Source organism: Halogeometricum rufum (assembly GCF_900112175.1).
In the GTDB taxonomy this organism is placed as follows: Archaea; Halobacteriota; Halobacteria; order Halobacteriales; family Haloferacaceae; genus Halogeometricum; species Halogeometricum rufum.
Genome location: NZ_FOYT01000006.1, coordinates 226,726 through 244,647, shown reverse-complemented (window position 1 = coordinate 244,647; position 17,922 = coordinate 226,726). Strand labels below are relative to the sequence as shown.

Annotated in this window: 14 protein-coding genes; 9 read left to right on the top strand and 5 right to left on the bottom strand. The window is 70.9% G+C overall.

The window, feature by feature from the left end; all coding sequences use genetic code 11:
• From BM310_RS20325 to BM310_RS20310, 4 genes are all read left to right on the top strand, one after another.
• Positions 1–627 (top strand): helix-turn-helix transcriptional regulator (locus BM310_RS20325; protein ID WP_143105204.1); only part of this gene is annotated, 627 nt, incomplete at its 5' end.
• 201 nt (positions 628–828) lie between these two features.
• Positions 829–1,611 carry an SDR family NAD(P)-dependent oxidoreductase gene (locus tag BM310_RS20320; RefSeq protein WP_089811281.1) on the top strand — a complete coding sequence of 261 codons (783 nt, stop codon included), beginning with the start codon at positions 829–831 and terminating at the stop codon, positions 1,609–1,611.
• Positions 1,612–1,734: 123 nt separating this feature from the next.
• Complete coding sequence (locus BM310_RS20315) at positions 1,735–2,478, top strand: sporulation protein (protein WP_089811279.1); 744 nt, start codon at positions 1,735–1,737, stop codon at positions 2,476–2,478.
• A 66-nt stretch (positions 2,479–2,544) separates the two neighbouring features.
• Positions 2,545–5,370, top strand: coding sequence for a PAS domain S-box protein (locus tag BM310_RS20310; protein ID WP_089811277.1), 2,826 nt, complete (start codon positions 2,545–2,547; stop codon positions 5,368–5,370).
• Positions 5,371–5,543: 173 nt separating this feature from the next.
• Here BM310_RS20310 and BM310_RS20305 read toward each other — a convergent pair whose 3' ends face one another.
• Together BM310_RS20305 and BM310_RS20300 are read right to left on the bottom strand one after the other, a co-directional pair.
• Positions 5,544–6,695 carry an ABC transporter permease gene (locus BM310_RS20305; protein ID WP_089811275.1) on the bottom strand — a complete coding sequence of 384 codons (1,152 nt, stop codon included), beginning with the start codon at positions 6,693–6,695 and terminating at the stop codon, positions 5,544–5,546.
• The gene (locus BM310_RS20300) at positions 6,692–8,452 is read right to left on the bottom strand and encodes a COG1361 family protein (protein WP_089811274.1); all 1,761 of its coding nucleotides are present in this window, start codon (positions 8,450–8,452) and stop codon (positions 6,692–6,694) included. The genes BM310_RS20305 and BM310_RS20300 overlap by 4 nt, the downstream gene beginning before the upstream one ends.
• Positions 8,453–8,573: 121 nt before the next feature.
• Between BM310_RS20300 and BM310_RS20295 the strand changes: the two genes are divergently transcribed.
• Both BM310_RS20295 and BM310_RS21600 read left to right on the top strand, forming a co-directional pair.
• The gene (locus BM310_RS20295) at positions 8,574–9,077 is read left to right on the top strand and encodes a hypothetical protein (protein ID WP_089811271.1); all 504 of its coding nucleotides are present in this window, start codon (positions 8,574–8,576) and stop codon (positions 9,075–9,077) included.
• A complete protein-coding gene (locus BM310_RS21600) occupies positions 9,077–12,385 on the top strand; it encodes a S8 family serine peptidase (protein ID WP_089811268.1) in 3,309 nt (1,102 codons plus the stop codon). The genes BM310_RS20295 and BM310_RS21600 overlap by 1 nt, the downstream gene beginning before the upstream one ends.
• 104 nt (positions 12,386–12,489) lie before the next feature.
• Here the strand turns inward: BM310_RS21600 and BM310_RS20285 are convergent, their stop codons facing one another.
• Entirely contained in the window at positions 12,490–12,864 is a 375-nt protein-coding gene (locus BM310_RS20285; RefSeq protein WP_089811316.1) for a PRC-barrel domain-containing protein, read from the bottom strand.
• 88 nt (positions 12,865–12,952) lie between these two features.
• Between BM310_RS20285 and BM310_RS20280 the strand changes: the two genes are divergently transcribed.
• Positions 12,953–13,918 (top strand): AAA family ATPase, encoded by a 966-nt coding sequence (locus BM310_RS20280; protein ID WP_089811266.1) that lies wholly within the window; start codon positions 12,953–12,955, stop codon positions 13,916–13,918.
• A gap of 30 nt (positions 13,919–13,948) precedes the next feature.
• On the opposite strand, the gene BM310_RS20275 is transcribed toward BM310_RS20280, so the two are convergent.
• Together BM310_RS20275 and BM310_RS20270 are read right to left on the bottom strand one after the other, a co-directional pair.
• A complete protein-coding gene (locus tag BM310_RS20275) occupies positions 13,949–14,932 on the bottom strand; it encodes a calcium/sodium antiporter (RefSeq protein WP_089811264.1) in 984 nt (327 codons plus the stop codon).
• Between the two features lie 63 nt (positions 14,933–14,995).
• Complete coding sequence (locus BM310_RS20270) at positions 14,996–15,523, bottom strand: SprT-like domain-containing protein (RefSeq protein WP_089811314.1); 528 nt, start codon at positions 15,521–15,523, stop codon at positions 14,996–14,998.
• A 241-nt stretch (positions 15,524–15,764) separates the two neighbouring features.
• On the opposite strand from BM310_RS20270, the gene BM310_RS20265 reads away from it, so the two are divergent.
• Together BM310_RS20265 and BM310_RS20260 are read left to right on the top strand one after the other, a co-directional pair.
• Positions 15,765–17,015 (top strand): M20 family metallo-hydrolase, encoded by a 1,251-nt coding sequence (locus BM310_RS20265; protein WP_089811262.1) that lies wholly within the window; start codon positions 15,765–15,767, stop codon positions 17,013–17,015.
• Between the two features lie 183 nt (positions 17,016–17,198).
• Positions 17,199–17,888 (top strand): SOUL family heme-binding protein, encoded by a 690-nt coding sequence (locus tag BM310_RS20260; RefSeq protein ID WP_089811260.1) that lies wholly within the window; start codon positions 17,199–17,201, stop codon positions 17,886–17,888.
• The last annotated feature ends 34 nt before the right edge of the window (positions 17,889–17,922 follow it).

The window sequence follows — 17,922 nt, the reverse complement described above, 5'->3', positions numbered from 1 at the left end:
ACGAACCCGAACAAGGCCGACACCGACGGCGACGGCACCAGCGACAAGGTGGAGATTGAACGCGGGTCGGACCCCGGACAGGACGCGCAGGCCAACGCACCCGTCTCGCCGGACGTCGGATTCACCCTCCTCGGCGCCGCCGTCCTCGCCGCCGGCGGCGGGTACCTCTGGTGGCGTCGTCGCGGCGACGGCGCGGCGGCGACGACCGACGACGGCGACGGGCCGGACGGCGCCGGCGCCGCCGCGGTGGATTCGGCCGCCACGACGCCCGCCGCGACCGAACCGGTCGAGGCGGAGACTGCGACCGAACCGGTCCCCGAACCCGCCGCCGAGGCCGCGTCGACCGAGTCTGCGGCCGAGGCCGACGACGCGGGACCCGAACCGTACGACGAACCCCTCACCCGCGAGGACGAGATACTCGCCATCCTCGAAGAGGCGGGCGGTCGACTCGAACAGAGCACCATCGTCTCCGAGACCGGGTGGTCGAAGGCGACGGTCAGTCGCGTCCTCTCCTCGATGGCCGACGAGGGACAGGTGACGAAAATCTCGCTCGGCCGGCGGAACCTCATCACCCTCCCCGGCCACGAACCCGACGGCGCGCGGTCGCCGTTCGAGAAGCCGACCTGACCGCCCCGTCGCCTCGATTCTTCAGACCGTCGATTCGTCTTCCGACGGCTCGAATCGTCCGGAATTTCTACAATTTTCACACATCGTAGACTCTGGAGGCCGCGCGAACGGTGCGAGATTCGCGAACGGCGGACGCGTCGAGGAGACGGTAAACTGGGCGGCTACCGCACGACCCTTGAGCGACGCGGCCGAACGGCCGCCATGGGACGAATCACTGCGGACTTCGCCGGCGAGACGGTGGTCGTCACCGGCGGCAGTTCGGGTATCGGACGGGCCGTCGCCCTCGCGTTCGGCGACGCGGGCGCGACGGTCGTGAACGCGGACGTGCGGGCGGACCCGAAGGATCCGGACGCGGACCGGCCGACCCACGAGGCGATTCGGCGCGAGGGCGGCGACGCCGAGTACGTCGAGTGCGACGTGTCGGACCCGGCCGAGGTGGAGGCACTCGTCGAACACGCCCGCGAGTACGGCGGCGTCGACGTGATGGTGAACAACGCCGGCGTCTACACCAAGACGCGCTTCCGCGACGTGACGCCAGAGGAGTTCGACGACGTGTACGGCGTCAACGCGCGCGGGACATTTTTCGGGACGCAGTACGCCGCGAACGACATGGTCGAACGCGGCGTCGAGGGCGTCGTCGTCAACACCTCCTCCGACACGCAGGGCCGGGCGGCGTGGGACCACTCCCACTACGCGGCGACCAAGGGCGCGGTGCGGATGATAACCCGCAGCGCGGCCCTCGAACTCGCGCCCGAGGGCGTCCGCGTGAACGCCGTCGCTCCCGGCCCCGTCGCGACCGAGATTCGCGAGGGGTGGGCCGAAGAGGCCGAGGAGATGCGGCCCGAGGGCGAGACGCCCGGACTCCCGCACCGGGCGGCCGACCCCGAGGAGATGGCGAGCGCGTACCTCTACCTGGCCAGCGAGAACGCCTCCTACGTCACCGGCGAGACGGTGTGGGTGGACGGCGGCGGCCACGTGGACTGACCGCGGGTCGCCGCAGTCCTCGCGAGAACAGCGGACAGAGTGGTGTTGCCACGCCCGGTGAGACGGCCGTTTCGCCGGCGGGAGAAAACATACAACAGCGGGGTGAGAATCTCGGGAAGACGCATGAAGAAAATCCTCGCGAGCGTCGGCATCGGTAACGCCAGCGTCGACACCGTCCTGCCCTCCACCACCGTCTCGCCCGGCGAGACTGTCACCGCCGAAGTCCGCGTCAGCGGCGGCGACGCGGCGCAGTCCGTCAGTGCCATCGACCTCGAAGTCGAGACGCGGTACCGAACCGAGGAGGGCGTCGAAGACGCCACCGTCGGTCGGATGCGCCTGGGCGAGGCGTTCGAAATCGAACCCGACGAAGAGACGACGTACGACGCGGAGATCACGATTCCGTGGGAGACGCCGTTGACCCTCGGGTCCACCGAGGTGTGGGTCGAGACGGAGTTGGAGATAGACATGGCCGTCGACCCCGAGGACGTGGACTACCTCGACGTGCGGCCGACGCCGCGGATGCAGGCCGTCTTCGACGCCGCGGAGGAACTCGGCCTGTCGCTCCGAACCGCCGAGTGTTCGGCCGACCCGTACGGCCGGTACGCCGGCGAGCGACGGTTCGTCCAGGAGTTCGAGTTCCGGCCGTCCGGCGGCGAGTTCCGCGGCGATTTGGACGAGCTAGAACTCGTGTTCGTCGCCTCGGCGGCGTCGCTGGACGTGTTCGTCGAGGTGGACCGCCGCGGCGGCATCCTCTCGGAGGCCCTCGACGCCGACGAACGACACACGCAGTTCAGCCTCACCGACGACGACCCGGACGTGGCGTCGGTTCGCGACCGTCTCCGCGAGGAGATTCGAGCGAACCTGTAGCCCGAGAACGAGGCAAGCGGTAATCTCTTGCGAACTGATAAGTATGAGAATCGTCAACCGTCATTAATGACCGAGCCGGTCCGCGTACTGCACGTCGACGACGACTCCGCGTTCGCCGAGTTGACGGCGACGTATCTCGAACAGCGAGACGGCTTCGAGGTCGACGTCGAGACGGACCCCGAGGCGGCTCTCGACCGTCTCACGGACTCGGGGTCGAGCGACGGAAGCCGCGACGCGGGGACGGCGTGCATCGACTGCGTCGTCAGCGACCACGAGATGGGGACGACGACCGGACTCGACCTCCTGAAGTCGGTCCGCGCGGTGGACGAACGGCTCCCGTTCGTCCTCTTCACGAGTCGCGGGAGCGAAGAGGTGGCGAGCGAGGCCATCTCCGCGGGCGTCACCGACTACATCCAGAAGGGGGTGCGCTCCGAGCAGTTCGACCTCCTCGCGAACCGGGTCCAGAACGCCGTCGAACACTACCGGACGGAGCGGCGACTCCGGGAGAGCGAGCAGTTGTACCGCACCGTCGTCGAGCGGAGTCACGACGCCATCTACGTCTATCAGGGCGACCGGTTCCGATTCGTCAACCACCGCGCGTGCGAACTGACGGGCTACGACGAGGACGAACTGATGGAGAAGACCATCTGGAGCCTCGTCCACCCCGACGACAGAGAGCGCGTCCGCGACATCGCGGCCGAACGGGCGCGGGGAGAGTCGAACACGCCGTCGCGCTACACGGCGCGAATCGTCACCAAAGACGGGTCGGCGAAGCGCTGCAAGTTCAGCGTGCAACTGATACGGTACGAAGGCGAGCGCGCCGTCCTCGGTTCCGTCCGCGAGATGAGCGACGAGGAACGCGTCGAGGAGCGGTTCCAGGCGCTCATCGAGCGCTCCTCGGACCTCGTGACCATCGTCGACCGGGACGGCGTGGTCCAGTATCAGAGCCCGTCCAGCGAGCGAATCCTCGGGACCGCCCCGGAGGACGCCGTGGGAACCACCGTGCAGTCGTTCGTCCACGCCGACGATAGAGAGCGGGTCGAACGACTGCTGGATCGCCTGTACGAGTCGCCGTCCGACGCCGTCGAGACGATGCAGTTCCGGGTTCGACACGACGACGGGTCGTGGGTCTGGCTGGAGGCCGTCGCCCGCGCGGACCCGGTGGAGAGCATCGACGGCGTCGTCGTCAACTCCCGCGACGTGACCGAACGCAGAGAGCGCGAAGAGCAGTTACAGCGGTACGAGAACGTCGTCCGGAACATCCAGCAGGGGGCGTACGTCATCGGAACGGACGGTCGAGTCGAGTTCGTGAACCACGTCGTCGAGTGGCAGGTCGGAGTTTCGGCCGAGCAGATAGTCGGCGAGGACCTCTCGGTCATCGAGGAACTCGGTCTGGTGAGCGAAGACGGCCTCGAAGCGCTGGAGGCGGGCGTCGAACGCGTGCTGAGCGGCGAGGTAGAGCACGAGCGAATCGAACTCGAGGTGTTCCTCGCGGGAGACATCGAGTACGTGGAAGTCGGCCTCTCGCCGCTTCGGGACGTGCGCTCGTCGGGACGCGAGACGGACGACGGGCGGGAGGCGACGGGTGAACCGGAGGGAGTTGTCGCCATCGCGACGGACGTGACCGAGCGAACGCGGTATCAACGGCGGTTGAGCGCGCTTCACAGCGCGAGCCGTGAACTGACGACGGCGACGACGTACGACGACGTGGCCGAAATCGTCAGCGACGCGGCGGAGAACATCCTCGACTACCCGATGAACGGCGTCGCCTTCTACGACGAGGAGCGCGACGCGCTGGTCGCGCACGCGCTGTCCGAGGAGGCGGCGAGCGCCGTCGACATCTCCGATATCCCCCGCGAGAACGGCATCGCGTGGCGGGTGTTCGAGAGCGGCGAGGGGGAGGTGTTCGAGGACGTCGTCGACGACCCCGACGTGATGAACCCCGAGACGGAGGTGCAGAGCGAGGTCATCCTTCCCATCGGCGACTACGGCGTGTTGATGGCCGGGTCGCGAGAGCGCGGGAAGCTGAACGACTCGCGCGTCTCGCTGGCGAAGATACTCGCCTCGAACGCCAGAGCGGCGCTCGAACGGGTCGAACGCGAGCAACTGCTTCGACGACACGAGCGCGAACTCGAACACCAGAACGAACAACTCGAACAGGTGGCGAGCGTCGTCAGTCACGACCTGCGGAACCCGCTGAACCTCGCGTCGGGGCAACTGGAGATGCTGCGAGCGAGCCACGAGGCGGGCGACGACGAGTCGGTCGCGGCCCGAATCGAACGAATCGAGAACGCCCACGAGCGGATGCGTCGCATCGTCGAGGACATGCTGAACCTCGCTCGGCACGGTCAGCCAGTCGAGGAACTGGAGACGGTCCTCCTCGCGAGCGTCGTACGCGAGTCGTGGGAGACGGCGACGGCCGGCGACCCCGGCGCCGAACTCGTGGTCGACGACGACCTCGGGACGGTCGAAGCCCACGAGGGTCGGGTCAAGCAACTGTTCGAGAACCTGTTTCGGAACTCGGTCGAGCACGGCGCTCGACGTGCCTCCGGTCGCTCCGCTCCCGGAGACAGCGTGGAGCATGGCTCCACGAACGACCGGACGGAGTTCGGAGCCGACACCGAGTCCCACGCGATTACGGTCCGCGTCGGCCGACTGGACGGCGGAGACGGCTTCTTCGTCGACGACGACGGGTGCGGCATCCCCGAGGCCGACCGAGGCGAGGTGTTCGAACCCGGCGTCTCGACGAATCCCGAGGGGACCGGACTCGGCCTCGGTATCGTCCGGACCATCGCCCGCGCCCACGGGTGGGCGGTGCGCGTCACGGAGAGCGGGTCCGGGGGCGCGCGCTTCGAGGTGCGGACCGAGGGCGACGAACCGTCGGCGCGATAGCCGCCGCTGAGAGTCGAACGTTCAGAGAGTGGTCCGGCGGGGTGGGAACCGCCGACCACCAACCCATGTTCGCTCCTGGCAGACCGAGAACGGGACTGAAATCCGAGGAGCGGTTACCACCACGGCCTACGGAGTGTTAGTTACTCACCGGTTAGTCGGCGGTAGGGGAGTCTTTAGGTCCGTCTGAGCGCGTCTACCGGCGGGCGACTCGCGGCGCGCCACGCCGGGTACAGGCCGCTGAGGAGACTGACGGCGACGCCGAAGCCGAACGCGAGGAGGAGGAAGCCACCGTTCCGGGCCGCGAGGACGACCGAGAGCGTGACCTCCGGGATGGCGACGTAGAGGGCCGCCGTGCCGACCACGGCGAGGCCGACGCCGGCCAGTCCGCCGGCGACGCCGAGCAGTCCCGCCTCGACCAGAATCGTCCGGAGGACGTCGATTCGCTGGACGCCGACGGCGCGGAGGACGCCGATCTCCTCGCGGCGTTCGTTCACGCTCATCAGCATCACGTTCAGGATGGCGACCCCCGCGACGACGAGCGAGATGGCACCGATGCCGAGGAGGAAGGCGTTCAGGAGGTCGAAGAAGCGGTTCACCTGCGAGGTGACCGCCGAGAGTTCGAAGACGGAGACGCGGTCGTCGCGGACGTTGAGCGTCTCGCGGACGGCGTCGGCCGCGCGCGTCGCCGCCGGGCCGGTGTCGGCGCGGACGATGACCTGCGAGTAGTCTCGCTGGACGAACGCGTCCCGCGGGAGGAGAATCGCGCCGTCGGCCTGCACCAGCGAGATGCCCTCCGTCTCCGCGAGGACGGCGACGACGCGATACTCGCGACCCTCTATCGCGACCGACCGACCGACGGAGAGACCGAGTTCCGCGGCCACGTCCGCGCCGACGATGGCGCCGCGGCGGTGACGGACCGGCAGTTCGCCCTCGCCCGGTTCGAAGAGGGCGTTCGGGTCGTCGAGGCCGTACAGCGTGGCGAACGTCTGCCGGTCGCCGTTGGCCGCGAGGGCGCCGCCGGAGACGATGGGTATCACCTCCGCGCCGGCGGCGGCGCGCCGAATCGCCTGCACGTCGCGGTCGGTGAGCGACTGGACGCCCGCGTCGGCGTTCGGCGTCACGATGACCTGATTTCCGAGCGAGCCGATAGAGTCGGCGGCGGTGAGTTCGAGTACGCTCCCGAGGATGCCGAGGGCGGCGATGGCGAAGACGCCGATGACGATGCCGAGGGCGGCCAGCCCCGTCCGAATCCGGTTACGCGAGAGGTTCCTCCGGGCGAGCCGAACCGTCGGGAGTCGAAGTGCGGAGACGTACCGCGAACTCACGGCTCGCTCCGCCCCGGTCCGAACGCGTCGGGTCGAGTCGTCACCGCGTCGTCACGCCGACTTGCCTCGGCGTCGTCGCGTCGGGACGACCCCGAATCGCCGCTCCCGCGGCGACGCTGTATCCATCCCCGAACCGGTCCCCTGCGGAGGGCACCGGCCCCGAGGAGACCGACCGCGAGGACGCCCGCGACGAGTGCGAACAGGGCACCGCCGGTGCCGCCCGCGACGGCACCGACCGCCCCGTCTCCGACCGGCCCGCCGCCGAACGACGCGGCGAGCGGTCCGTTCGCTTCGGCGTCGTCGTCCGAGAGCGGGACGCGAACGGTGCGTTCGACGCGTTCGCCGTCGACGCGGTACGTCACTCGCACCGGAACCGCGGCCGCGGACTCGTTGACCGCGGCGGTGAGTTCGAACGGCGCGAAGTCGCTCCCGCCGAGCGACCCGACGAAGTAGTCGCGGTGCGGGTAGACCGGACGCACGTCGTCGGTGGCGACGCCGGCGACGACGACGCCCGTGAGGTCGGCGTCGCCGAGGTTCGCCACGTTGCCCGAGACGGTCACGCGACCCTCGGCGTCCCCGTCTCGGAGCACGTCGAGGTCGGTGAGTCGCACGTCTGCGACGGCGGGCGTGTGTCGGAACGTCGCGTTCGTCTCGCCCGCCCGGACCCCCGCGCGGTACGTCGCGTCCAACGTCACGGTGGCGGGCGCGCGGACGGCCGAGAGGTCGAGCGTCGCCGTCGCCGACTCGCCGGGCGCGAGCGACTCGGGGAGGCGAACTCTGGGGAGCGTCTCGTTCTCGGTCGTCGGCGCGAGGACGAGGCTGTCGACGGGCACGGTGCCGAAGTTGGTCGCCGTCACCTCGTAGCGGATCGGGAGCGGGTCGTCCGCGGCGCCGTCGCCGCCGGTGGTGACCGCGCCGCCGCCGCCGACGCCGGCGACGCCGCCCAGTCCGCCGAGGAGGCCGCCCAGTCCGCCGGTCGCGTCGTCGGCCGCCTCGTCGGGTCGGACGGGGACGACGGCCAGACCCACGTCGTCGACGAACGGGTCGACGGCGACGGACCGGGCGAACGTCGTCGTCCGGGCGACGCCGGAAGCGGTGGTGTAGGTCACGTCCACGCTCGCGGTCCGGACGCCCGGTTCGTCGGGGACGACCGAGAGGTTCAGCGTCGCCGTCTCGCCGGCCGCGAGGGTCGGGAGCGTCCGCCGACTCTCGACGGCCTGCCCGAGCGACTCGTTGACCGCGACGACGAGGTTTCGCATCGGCGCGGTCGTCGGGTTCGACAGGGAGACGGCGAGGCGCGACTCGCTCTCGACGGCCGCCTCGGCGACGGCGAGTTCGACGAGTGGCGGGGCGGACTCGACGACCACGGGTACGGGGCGGTCCACGCGCACGGTCCGGTCGTTCGCGTCGGTACCGACGACCGAGAGCGTGAGCACCCGCGGTCCCGCCTCGGCGAACGACGCGGCGAGGGGGACGGTCACGGCGTCGCCCGGCGAAAGCGCCCCGACGCGCGTCGCGCGGGCGACTTCCCGGTCGCCGTCGGTCAGTCGGAGTTGGTCGACGCTGACGGCGGACTCGCTCCCGACGGAGTTGGCGACGGTGACCGTCACCGTGACCTGTTCGCCCACGACGGGCGTGGCCGGGGCGACGACGGCGTCGGAGACGGTGAGACGAACCGCGGGAACGCCGCCGACGGCGCCGACCGGGACGAGAAGCGAGACGGCCACGACGAGGGCCAAGAGACGTGCGGCGTTCATTCTCTCGGTTTAGTGCCCGCGGACGATAACTGGCTCGTCCGTCGTATCACAGTTCGATTCAGTATCTCCGTTCAGATAGTCACCCAAAAGAGATATTCTCCCTCGATAGAAACCGGCGGTCGTGTTCGACGATTCGACCCGACGTCGATTCGTCGCCGGTCTCGTCTCGGTCCGCGTCGCGGGCCTGTCGGGGTGTCTCGGGGGGCACCCGACGGCGGAGGCCGGTTCGTCGGGGACGGGGGAGCGGGATGGGACGGGAACGGGGACAGCGACGCCGTCGGCCGAACGGCGGCCGGTCACGGTGGATGCCGACGCGCGAGAGCGACTCGACGACACGCTCGTCGGGTTGGTCGAGGCGGACGACCGGTCGGCGTACGCCGACCGCGAGGGGTTGACGTACGACGAGGGGCGCGTCCTCGTCGTCGTCGAACTCCGAGGCGGGGCCGACCCACCGTCGTCGCCGCCGTTCGACGCGACGGCGCGCCACGGGTCGCTCGTGGAAGGACGCGTCGCCGTCGAGGCGTTGCCTGCGCTGGCGACGGCCGACGGCGTGGCGTCCGTCCGGCCGCCGCAGACGCCGGTGAAGCACGACCCGTCCGCGGCCCTCGGTCGCGGGGGGACCTGATGCGCTCTCGGACCGCGTTCGTCGCAGTCGTCGCCGTCGCCGTCGTCCTCGCTGGCGTCGCCCCGCCCGTCGTCGCGGCGTTCGGCGGGACGCCCGCCGAGAGTGGGGCAGCCGGCGGCCGGGCGACGCAGTCGGCGACGACGGTGGCACCCACACAGGCGGAGACGGCCACACGGACGGTGACGGCGCGCACGGCGACGCCCTCTCCAACGCGCACGCGTACTACCATACTGCAGGAGACGACCACGCCACGACCGACGGCCGACTCCGCCACGACGACGCCGTCCGACCGCCGCCCCGCGGCCGTCCCGAACGCGACGCGGGCGAAGGTCGGCGCGGAACTGCTCTCGGACGACGGCGAGACGGACCGAACGGCGACGGTCCGTCGCGCCGGAACGCTGTCGGTCCGGTCGAGCGACGGCCCCGCCGGGCGGTCCGTCGTCGTCGAACTCGACGCCGCGAACGTCGCCGCCGGGCGGGCCGCAGTCGCCCGCGTCCTCGGCCGCGACGCGCGAACCGCGGCGCACGGCCGGTACGTCGAGGCGACGGCGACGCGCGAGGAGATACTGGCGCTGGCGAACGAGTCGGCCGTGTCGTTCGTCCGCGCTCCGGTCCGACCCGTCTCGTTCGCCGGGTCCGACGGGACGACGGAAGCGCTCCAGACGGCCGAGTTGGAGTCGCTCCACGCGCGCGGGTACGGCGGCGCGAACGTCACCGTCGCCGTGATAGACGTCGACCAGTTCGACCTGGACCACCCCGCGCTGAAGGGGCGCGTGGCGAAGACGAGAGACTACACCGGTGCCGGCGTCGACGGCACCGGCGGTCACGGGACGGCGACGGCCGAACTCGTCGCCGAGACGGCGCCGAACGCCTCGCTCGTACTGGTGCGCGTCGACTCGCTGTTCGACTTCTACCGGGCCGTCGACTGGCTCGAATCGAACACCTCGACGGACGTGGTGTCGATGTCGCTCGGGTGGTACAACGTCGGTCCGCTGGACGGCACCTCGGAGATGGACGACGCCATCGGCGACAGCGTCGCGAACGGCACGTCGTGGGTCGTCTCCGCCGGGAACTCCGCGGGCGGACACCACTGGAACGGGACGTGGTCGGACCCCGACGGCGACGGCTACCTGAACGTGAACGGGTCCACGGAGTCGCTCGCCATCGACGCGAACGACCGGGTCACGGTGTGGGCGCAGTGGAACGACTGGCCCGGCACCGACCAAGATTACAAGCTCTGCCTGTACGCCGACGCGGACGTGGAGAACGCGACTGCCCTCCGCTGCGCCGACGACTATCAAGTCGGTGCGCAAAACCCGACCGAGGCGTTCACCGAGTACCTCGACGACTACGGCATCTCCACCGCGTACCTGACGATAGAGCGGGTGAGCGCCGACGGGACGGCCGACTTCGACGTGTTCCTGAACGACGGTGCCGAGTTCACCGACGAGTGGACGGACGCGCGCAGTCTCACGCTGGCGGCGACGAACCGCCGCGCGGTCAGCGTCGGCGCGTACGACCACGCGACGGGGCGTCTGGAGTCGTTCTCCTCGCGCGGGCCGACCATCGACGGCCGACGCAAGCCCGACGTGGTGGCCGCCGACGGCGTCACCTCCAGCGTCTACGCGAACGGGTTCTACGGCACGTCGGCCGCCGCACCCCACGCCGCGGGCGTCCTCGCGACGATGCTGGACGCCAACCGCCGGCTCTCGCCGGCCGAACTGAAGACGAACCTGACGCGGAGCGCACGCCCCGTCGGAACCGTCCCGAACGCGCAGACGGGGTACGGCGAGGTGGACGCGTCGAACGCGCTCGCGCGACTCGGGGCGTACGACCTGCCGCCGGACGGACGCCTGCGGTACGACGGCGACTACCGACTCGACACCGGCGGGAGCGCGACGCCCGACTCACTCGTCGTCGACGCCGCGAACGTGACCCTCGACGGCGACGGGAGGGCGTTCGCCGCCGCCGAGGGCGGCGCCGTCCTCACCACGACGGCGAACGCGACGACTCTCACCGTGCGCGACCTGACCGTCCGAGACCGACCGGTCGGCGTCGAGGCGTCGAACCTGACCACGCTCGAACTGACGAACGTCTCGGCGGAGACGACGACGGCCCTGCGCGCGTCGAACGTGTCGAACGTGACGCTGACGAACGTCTCGCCCGACGACGCGCCGTCGTTCGACCTGCAGGGGGAGAACCTCAGCGTCGCCCTCGACTCGGCGGACGCGCCGCCGAACCGGAGTCGCCTCTCGGCCGCGCCGAACCTGACGTTCGCGCGCGCGAACCGAACGGCGAACGTCAGCGTCGGGAACGCGACGACGAACGCAACGAACGCGACGGTGACGCTGCGATACGACGAGTCGCACGCGAACGAGTCCACCGTCGCCGTCTGGACGAACGCCGGCGGCGACTGGACCGAGACGAACGCGAGCGTCGACACGGACGCGAACGCGGTCACCGTCGAGGCGAACGAGAACGGCACCTACGGCGTCTACGCCGTCGGCGAACCGGCGGCGAACCGCACGAACCTCTCGCTGTCGGCCGAGGTGGACGCGACGGCGACGGGGAACGCCGCCGTGTCGAACGTCGGCCGGGCGAATCTGACCGTCCTCGACGCCGATATCGTCGGGCCGGACGCCGACCAGTTCGGCCTCGCGAACCCGCCGAAGAACGTGACCGTGACGCCGGGGACGACGCTCGACGTGACGGTGTCGTACGCGCCGAACGCCAGCGGGGACCACGCGGCGACGCTCTCGGTGACGACGGCCGAACTCGGCGTCCTCGACGTGGCACTCGACGGGACGGCGACGGTACCGACGACGCCGACGCCCACCCCGTCGCCGACGCCCACGTCGACACCGACGGCCACCCCCACGCCGGAGGACGACGACTCGTCTGGGTCGGGGTCGTCCGGGGCACCGCCACCGCCGCCCGCCCCGTCGACGCCCGAACCGACGCCGACGCCGACGCTGACGGCCACGCCGACCGTCACTCACACGACGACGACACCGACGGTCACGGCGACGGTGACGGCCACGAACACGCCGGCGGCGACGCCGACGCCGCGACCCGAACGGGCGGCGGCCGAGCGTGAGTCAGAGACGGCGACGAGAGTCGAACTGACGGCGACGGATGCCGAGCGGACGACGGCGAGTGCCGGACGGACGGCGACGACCCAGTCGAACGAGTCGGGCGACCGGCGGGCGACGCCGGCCGTCACGGGGACGGGCGTGCCGGGGTTCTCGCCCGTCACCGCAGTCGTCGCAGTCGCCGCGGCCGCGTTGCTCCTGCTCCGTCGAGACTGACGGCGCGTCGAAAATCGTCGCTCCGTCGCCCCCGGGGTCCGTCCTCGACGCGTCCGTTCTCGACGCGTCCGTTCTCGACGCGTCCGCTCTCGACGCGTCCGCTCTCAGCGCGTCTCCGACCGTCGCCGTCGACGGCCGGCGTCGGTCAACGCCTCGGACAGGTCCGCAGACTCCGTCCCCTCGGCCGGCGTGGCGCCGAACGCCGACCCCGGGACGTCCACGACGACGACGTCGCCGACGCCGTCGATTCGGTCGTACGGGACGCTGACCCCCCGTCTCCCGGTCTGGAGGTCCGGAAATCGGTCCTCGCGCACGTCGCCGACGAGCACCCCGGACGCCCGTTCGGCGTCGACGTTCACCGCGACGCCGGCGACGCACCCCAGTCGGTAGCCGTCGCGGGTGTACACCGGCGTGTCGGTCAGGTCCGATACCGGCCGGCCGGAGCGACGCGGTGTCCGGGTGTCGGTGTCAGGGGCCATCTCGGTCGTGATCTGTGGGAGCATGGGCAATAAATCAGTTGGGATTCCGACGGGAAAAGTTCAAATCGGGGTCCGCCGAAGCGACCCCATGGACGTTCCACAGGCCGCGGCGACGTGCGACGACGTGGTCGAGGCCGTCGGCGAAGCGGTCGTCACGGACCGCGACTTCCTCGAAACCGTCTTGACCGGCGTCCTCGCCCGGGGGCACGTCCTCCTCGAAGACGTCCCCGGCACCGGCAAGACGCTGACCGCGCGGAGCATCGCGGCCGCCCTCGGTCTGTCGTTCACCCGCATCCAGTTCACGCCCGACCTCCTCCCCGCCGACATCACCGGGTCGAGCGTCTACGACGAACGCGAGAACGCCTTCGAGTTCCAACCCGGCCCCGTCTTCGCCAACGTCGTCCTCGCCGACGAGATAAACCGCGCGCCGCCGAAGACGCAGGCGGCGTTGCTGGAGGCGATGGGCGAGGGGCAGGTGACGGTGGACGGCGTGACGCACGACCTGCCGGACCCGTTCGTCGTCATCGCGACGCAGAACCCCGTCGAACAGGAGGGGACGTTCCGCCTCCCGGAGGCCCAACGCGACCGGTTCGTCGTCAAGACCGAACTCGGCTACCCCGGCCGCGCGGGCGAACGCGAACTCGTCGACCGGCGGGCAGACCGGACGAACCGCGCCCCCACCGTCTCCCGGGTCGTCGGCAACGAACAGGTGACCGCCCTCCGCGCCGTCCCCGAACGCGTCCGCGTCGACGGGAAACTGCGCGACTACGTCGTGGACGTGGGGCGCGCGACCCGCGAGGACCCCCGCGTCGACGTCGGCGTCTCGCCGCGCGGCGTCCAGCGACTGTTCGAGGCCGCCCGCGCCCGCGCGGTCATCCGCGGCCGCGACTACGTCGTCCCCGACGACGTGAAGGCGGCGGCCCCCGCGGTGTGTCGCCACCGCCTCGTCCTCACGTCGGACGCGCGCGTCCGCGGCGTCGACTCGCTCGACGTCGTCGACGACGTTCTCGACGAGGTGCCCGTCCCGGCCGTGGCGTCGCCCGCGCAGGGGTGAGCGAACGGCGGACGCCCCGGAATCGAGGCGTCACCCGAGGCCGAGGAGGCCGACGACCCACCGGACGACTTCGGACCCCGCGAACAGTCCGCCCTCCGGGCGCGAGAGGCGACGCCCCGTCCAGAGCGCCGCGACCATCGCGACGGAGACGGCGAGTAGCCACGCCAGACTCAGGCCGATGGAACCGCTCAGCGACAACGGACTGACGAGGGCGCCGACGCCCATGATGACGAGGAGGTTGAACACGTTGCTGCCGACGACGTTTCCGACGCTGACGCCGAGGCGGCCGCGCCGCATCGCCACGAGCGAGACGGCGAACTCCGGCGTGGACGTCCCCGCGGCGACGATAGTACCTCCGATGACCCACTCGGAGATGCCCGCGCCGCGCGCCAGTCCCGACGCCGCACCCACCATCAGGTCGCCGCTGACGAGGACGACGGCCAGTCCCGCGACCAGGAGGGCGGCGTCGCGCCCGCGGAACTGCACGCGCTCCGTCACCGCGGTGCCGAGGCCCGGCGGGGCGTCCGTCGAGTCGGCCGACTGCGACGCCTCGGTGCCGCCTCGCAACAGGACCGCCGTGTAGACGACGAACAGTCCGACGAGGACGGCCCCCTCCAGTCTGGTCACCACACCGTCGGACACGGCGTACGCGCCGAGGAGCGTGCTGACCACGAGCGCGACGCCGTCGCGGTGCACGAGCGACCGCTCTATCGGGACGACCCGGAGCAACGAGACGACGCCGAGGACGAACGCCAGGTTGTAGATGTTCGACCCGACGACGTTTCCGACGGCGATGTCGCCGAGGCCCTTCAGCGCTGCGTCGGCCGTGACGACGAGTTCGGGCGTCGACGTCCCGGCGGCGACGACGGTCAGCCCGATAGTCAACTCGGACAGGCCGACGCGCCGGGCCAGTCGGACGACCGAGTCGACGAGGAGGCGGGCTCCGACCCACAGCCCCCCGACTGACGCGATTACGATTCCCACCTGGACGGCCTGTTCGGCTGTCATCACCATCTCGAATCGGCCTCGGGTACACGCTTCGGCGGCACCCACATCAATCGGGCGGCGGAGGCCGGGTCACTCCGGTTCCGCCAGCGTCAGCGACGCCGAACAGCACGAGGAGACGTACTCGTCGTGTCGCCGCACCAGTTTGCAGTCGCGGTAGCGACGGGCCACCACCGCGTCGCAGTCGGCACAGGAGAGGACGTACGCGGGGTCAGCGAACCGACGGACGCGCACCGGCGCGTCCACCGCCCGGGCGCGCCGTTCGAACCGCGGGCCGTGGTCCGTCGTCCCGAACCGCTGAAACTGCTCGACGTGGACCAACTCGTGTCTGAGCGTCGCCGTCCACTCCGTCCGGTCGAACGCGTCGAACGCGGCCCACGTGAGCGACATCGTACACGTCGGCACCGTTCCGTCCCACGACATCGGGTCGCCGACCGTCGCGTCGTCCAGTCGCGGGCGCTTGACGGCGGCGGCGCGTCGCTTCGCCCGCGTCGACACCTCCCACGCGACGCGCGAGAGGTCCACCTCGAACGCGAACGCCTCGACGGCGCGTTCGCAGTACGCGCGGGACCACGCGACGAGTTCCTCGTGCGTCGTCACCGCGGCGAACGACGACTGCGCGTCCGCGTTCGGGCGGTCCGAACCGGCGTCGGCGTCCGAATCGGAGTCGGAACCGCCGGGCGAGTCTCGGGGACGGGCGTCACCAGTCACTGTCCGTTCGTCTCGGGCCGGAGGCAAATCGGTTCGGGTCGACCGACCCGCCGGACTTCGCGACGTTCTCGAACCCCGCACACGTCGCCGCAGCCCCGCCGTTGATATAGTTTGCCACGGCACCCTCCGTATGAACGTCTCAGAGGAGCGACTCCGCGACGACATCGAGGCGAACGCCGCGTTCGGCGAACTGGAGACCGACGAGGGCCGCGGGCGCACCGTCCTCACCGGGACGGACGCGAACGCCGGGGCGCGCGACCACTTCGTCTCCCGCCTCGAAGACGCCGGACTCGACGTCCGCGTGGACGCCGTCGGCACCATCGTCGGCCGGTGGACGCCAGACTCGGCCGACCCGGACGCCGCACCCGTCGCCGCCGGGAGCCACCTCGACTCGGTGCCGGAGGGCGGCATCTTCGACGGCCCGTTGGGCGTGTACGCCGCGCTGGAGTCGGTGCGGGCGATGCAAGAGGCGGAGACGGAACTCGCCCGCCCCGTCGACGTCGTGTCGTTCACCGAAGAGGAGGGGCAGCGCTTCGCGGGCGGACTGCTCGGGTCGTCCGTCGCCGCCGGCGTCCGGTCCGTCGAGGACGCCCTCGCACTCACCGACGACGAGGGCACCACGCTCGAGTCGGCGCTGGAGTCGATGGGCTACCGCGGCGACGACGCGGTGGACGCGAGCGAGTGGGACTCGTGGCTCGAACTCCACGTCGAACAGGGGACGCGCCTCGAAGACGCCGGCGTCCCGGTGGGCGTCGTCACCGACGTGACGGGCATCTTCCACTGTCAGGTCGAAATCGTGGGGGAGGCCAACCACGCCGGCAGCACCCCGATGCCGGGGCGGCGCGACGCCCTCGCCGCGGCGAGCGAACTCGTCCTCGACGTGGAGTCGACGGCCCAGCACCTCGTCGAGACGGAGAGCGAGTCCGCCGTCGGCACCGTCGGCAAACTGGACGTGTCGCCGAACGCGACGAACGTCATCCCCGGGCGCGCCCGCCTCGGCATCGACATCCGCGACGTGGAGGCCGACTCCATCTCGCGACTCACCGGCCGCGTCCGCGACACCTGCGAGCGACTGGAACGCGAACGCGACGTGGAGACGACGTTCGAGGTGGAGTTGGACGTCTCGCCCACCCCGCTGGCTGAGCGGTGCTGCGACGCGATTCGCGCCGGCGCGGACGCGTTCGAACTCGACGCGATGGACCTGTTCTCCGGCGCGGCGCACGACACGATGCACGTCGCCGACGCCACCGACGCCGGGATGCTGTTCTCGCCGTCCCGCGACGGCATCTCGCACAACCCCCGCGAGTGGACCGACTGGGACGACTGCGCGGACGCCACACGCGCCCTCGCGGGCGGAATTCGCGAGTTAGCGAGCGAGTGAGGCGGCAACCCCGCGCACCCGTCCGTCCGGACGCGACGACGGCCGACCCCCGGGGCGGCGCTAGCGCGACAGCGACGGCGGTAGCGGCCGGCGGACGCGGCGAGAGGGAGTGAGGGGGGTAGGGGGGTGCGGGGGGAAGGGGGGAGAGAGGGAGTTTTTCACCTCGGCGAACCTCTCTCCGGTATGAAACGACCGACGAAACTCCTGGTGGCGGGCGTCGGAACCGCGCTCGCGGCGTGGACCGCGTGGGGCCTCTACAGCGGTCGCTCGGCGGAAGGCGTCCCGTACGAATCGCTCCGGTCGATGGACGGCGTCGAACTGCGCCGGTACCCGCGAACGCTCCTCGCGGAGACGACGGCGCCGAACCAAGTGGCGGCGTTCCGTCGCCTGTTCGACTACATCTCCGGCGCGAACGAGTCGAGCGAGTCCGTCTCGATGACCGCGCCGGTGCGCACCGAGGAACCGGCCGGCGGCGCGGCGCGCGGCGGCGAACGGGTCGGGGTGACTGCGCCCGTCCGCGCGGACCGCGGCGAGACGGTGAGTATGACCGCACCCGTCCGCACCGACGAGGAGGGCGACGGCGTCAGGATGGCGTTCTACCTCCCCGCGGGGTACACGCTGGAGACGGCGCCGATGCCGACGAACTCGGACGTTCGGCTGGTGGTCGAGGGACCGAAGACGATGGCCGTCGAGCGGTTCTCGTGGTACGCGACGAGCGGACGGGTGGCGAACGCCGAGCAGTCGCTCCTCGACACGCTCGAACGCGAGGGAATCGAGGTCCGCGGCGAACCGACCCTGTGGCAGTACGACGACCCCTACACGCCGCCGTTCATGCGACGGAACGAAGTCGCCGTCGAAGTGGACCTGTCGTAGCGGACGGCTCCGACTCCGCGCCTCGGCCGCGGAG

Coding starts and splice junctions, on each gene's coding strand:
- BM310_RS20320 (WP_089811281.1), top strand. CDS start 829: ATGGGACGAATCACTGCGGACTTCGCCGGCGAGACGGTGGTCGTCACC.
- BM310_RS20315 (WP_089811279.1), top strand. CDS start 1,735: ATGAAGAAAATCCTCGCGAGCGTCGGCATCGGTAACGCCAGCGTCGAC.
- BM310_RS20310 (WP_089811277.1), top strand. CDS start 2,545: ATGACCGAGCCGGTCCGCGTACTGCACGTCGACGACGACTCCGCGTTC.
- BM310_RS20300 (WP_089811274.1), bottom strand. CDS start 8,452: ATGAACGCCGCACGTCTCTTGGCCCTCGTCGTGGCCGTCTCGCTTCTC.
- BM310_RS21600 (WP_089811268.1), top strand. CDS start 9,077: ATGCGCTCTCGGACCGCGTTCGTCGCAGTCGTCGCCGTCGCCGTCGTC.
- BM310_RS20285 (WP_089811316.1), bottom strand. CDS start 12,864: ATGGCCCCTGACACCGACACCCGGACACCGCGTCGCTCCGGCCGGCCG.
- BM310_RS20280 (WP_089811266.1), top strand. CDS start 12,953: ATGGACGTTCCACAGGCCGCGGCGACGTGCGACGACGTGGTCGAGGCC.
- BM310_RS20275 (WP_089811264.1), bottom strand. CDS start 14,932: ATGGTGATGACAGCCGAACAGGCCGTCCAGGTGGGAATCGTAATCGCG.
- BM310_RS20265 (WP_089811262.1), top strand. CDS start 15,765: ATGAACGTCTCAGAGGAGCGACTCCGCGACGACATCGAGGCGAACGCC.
- BM310_RS20260 (WP_089811260.1), top strand. CDS start 17,199: ATGAAACGACCGACGAAACTCCTGGTGGCGGGCGTCGGAACCGCGCTC.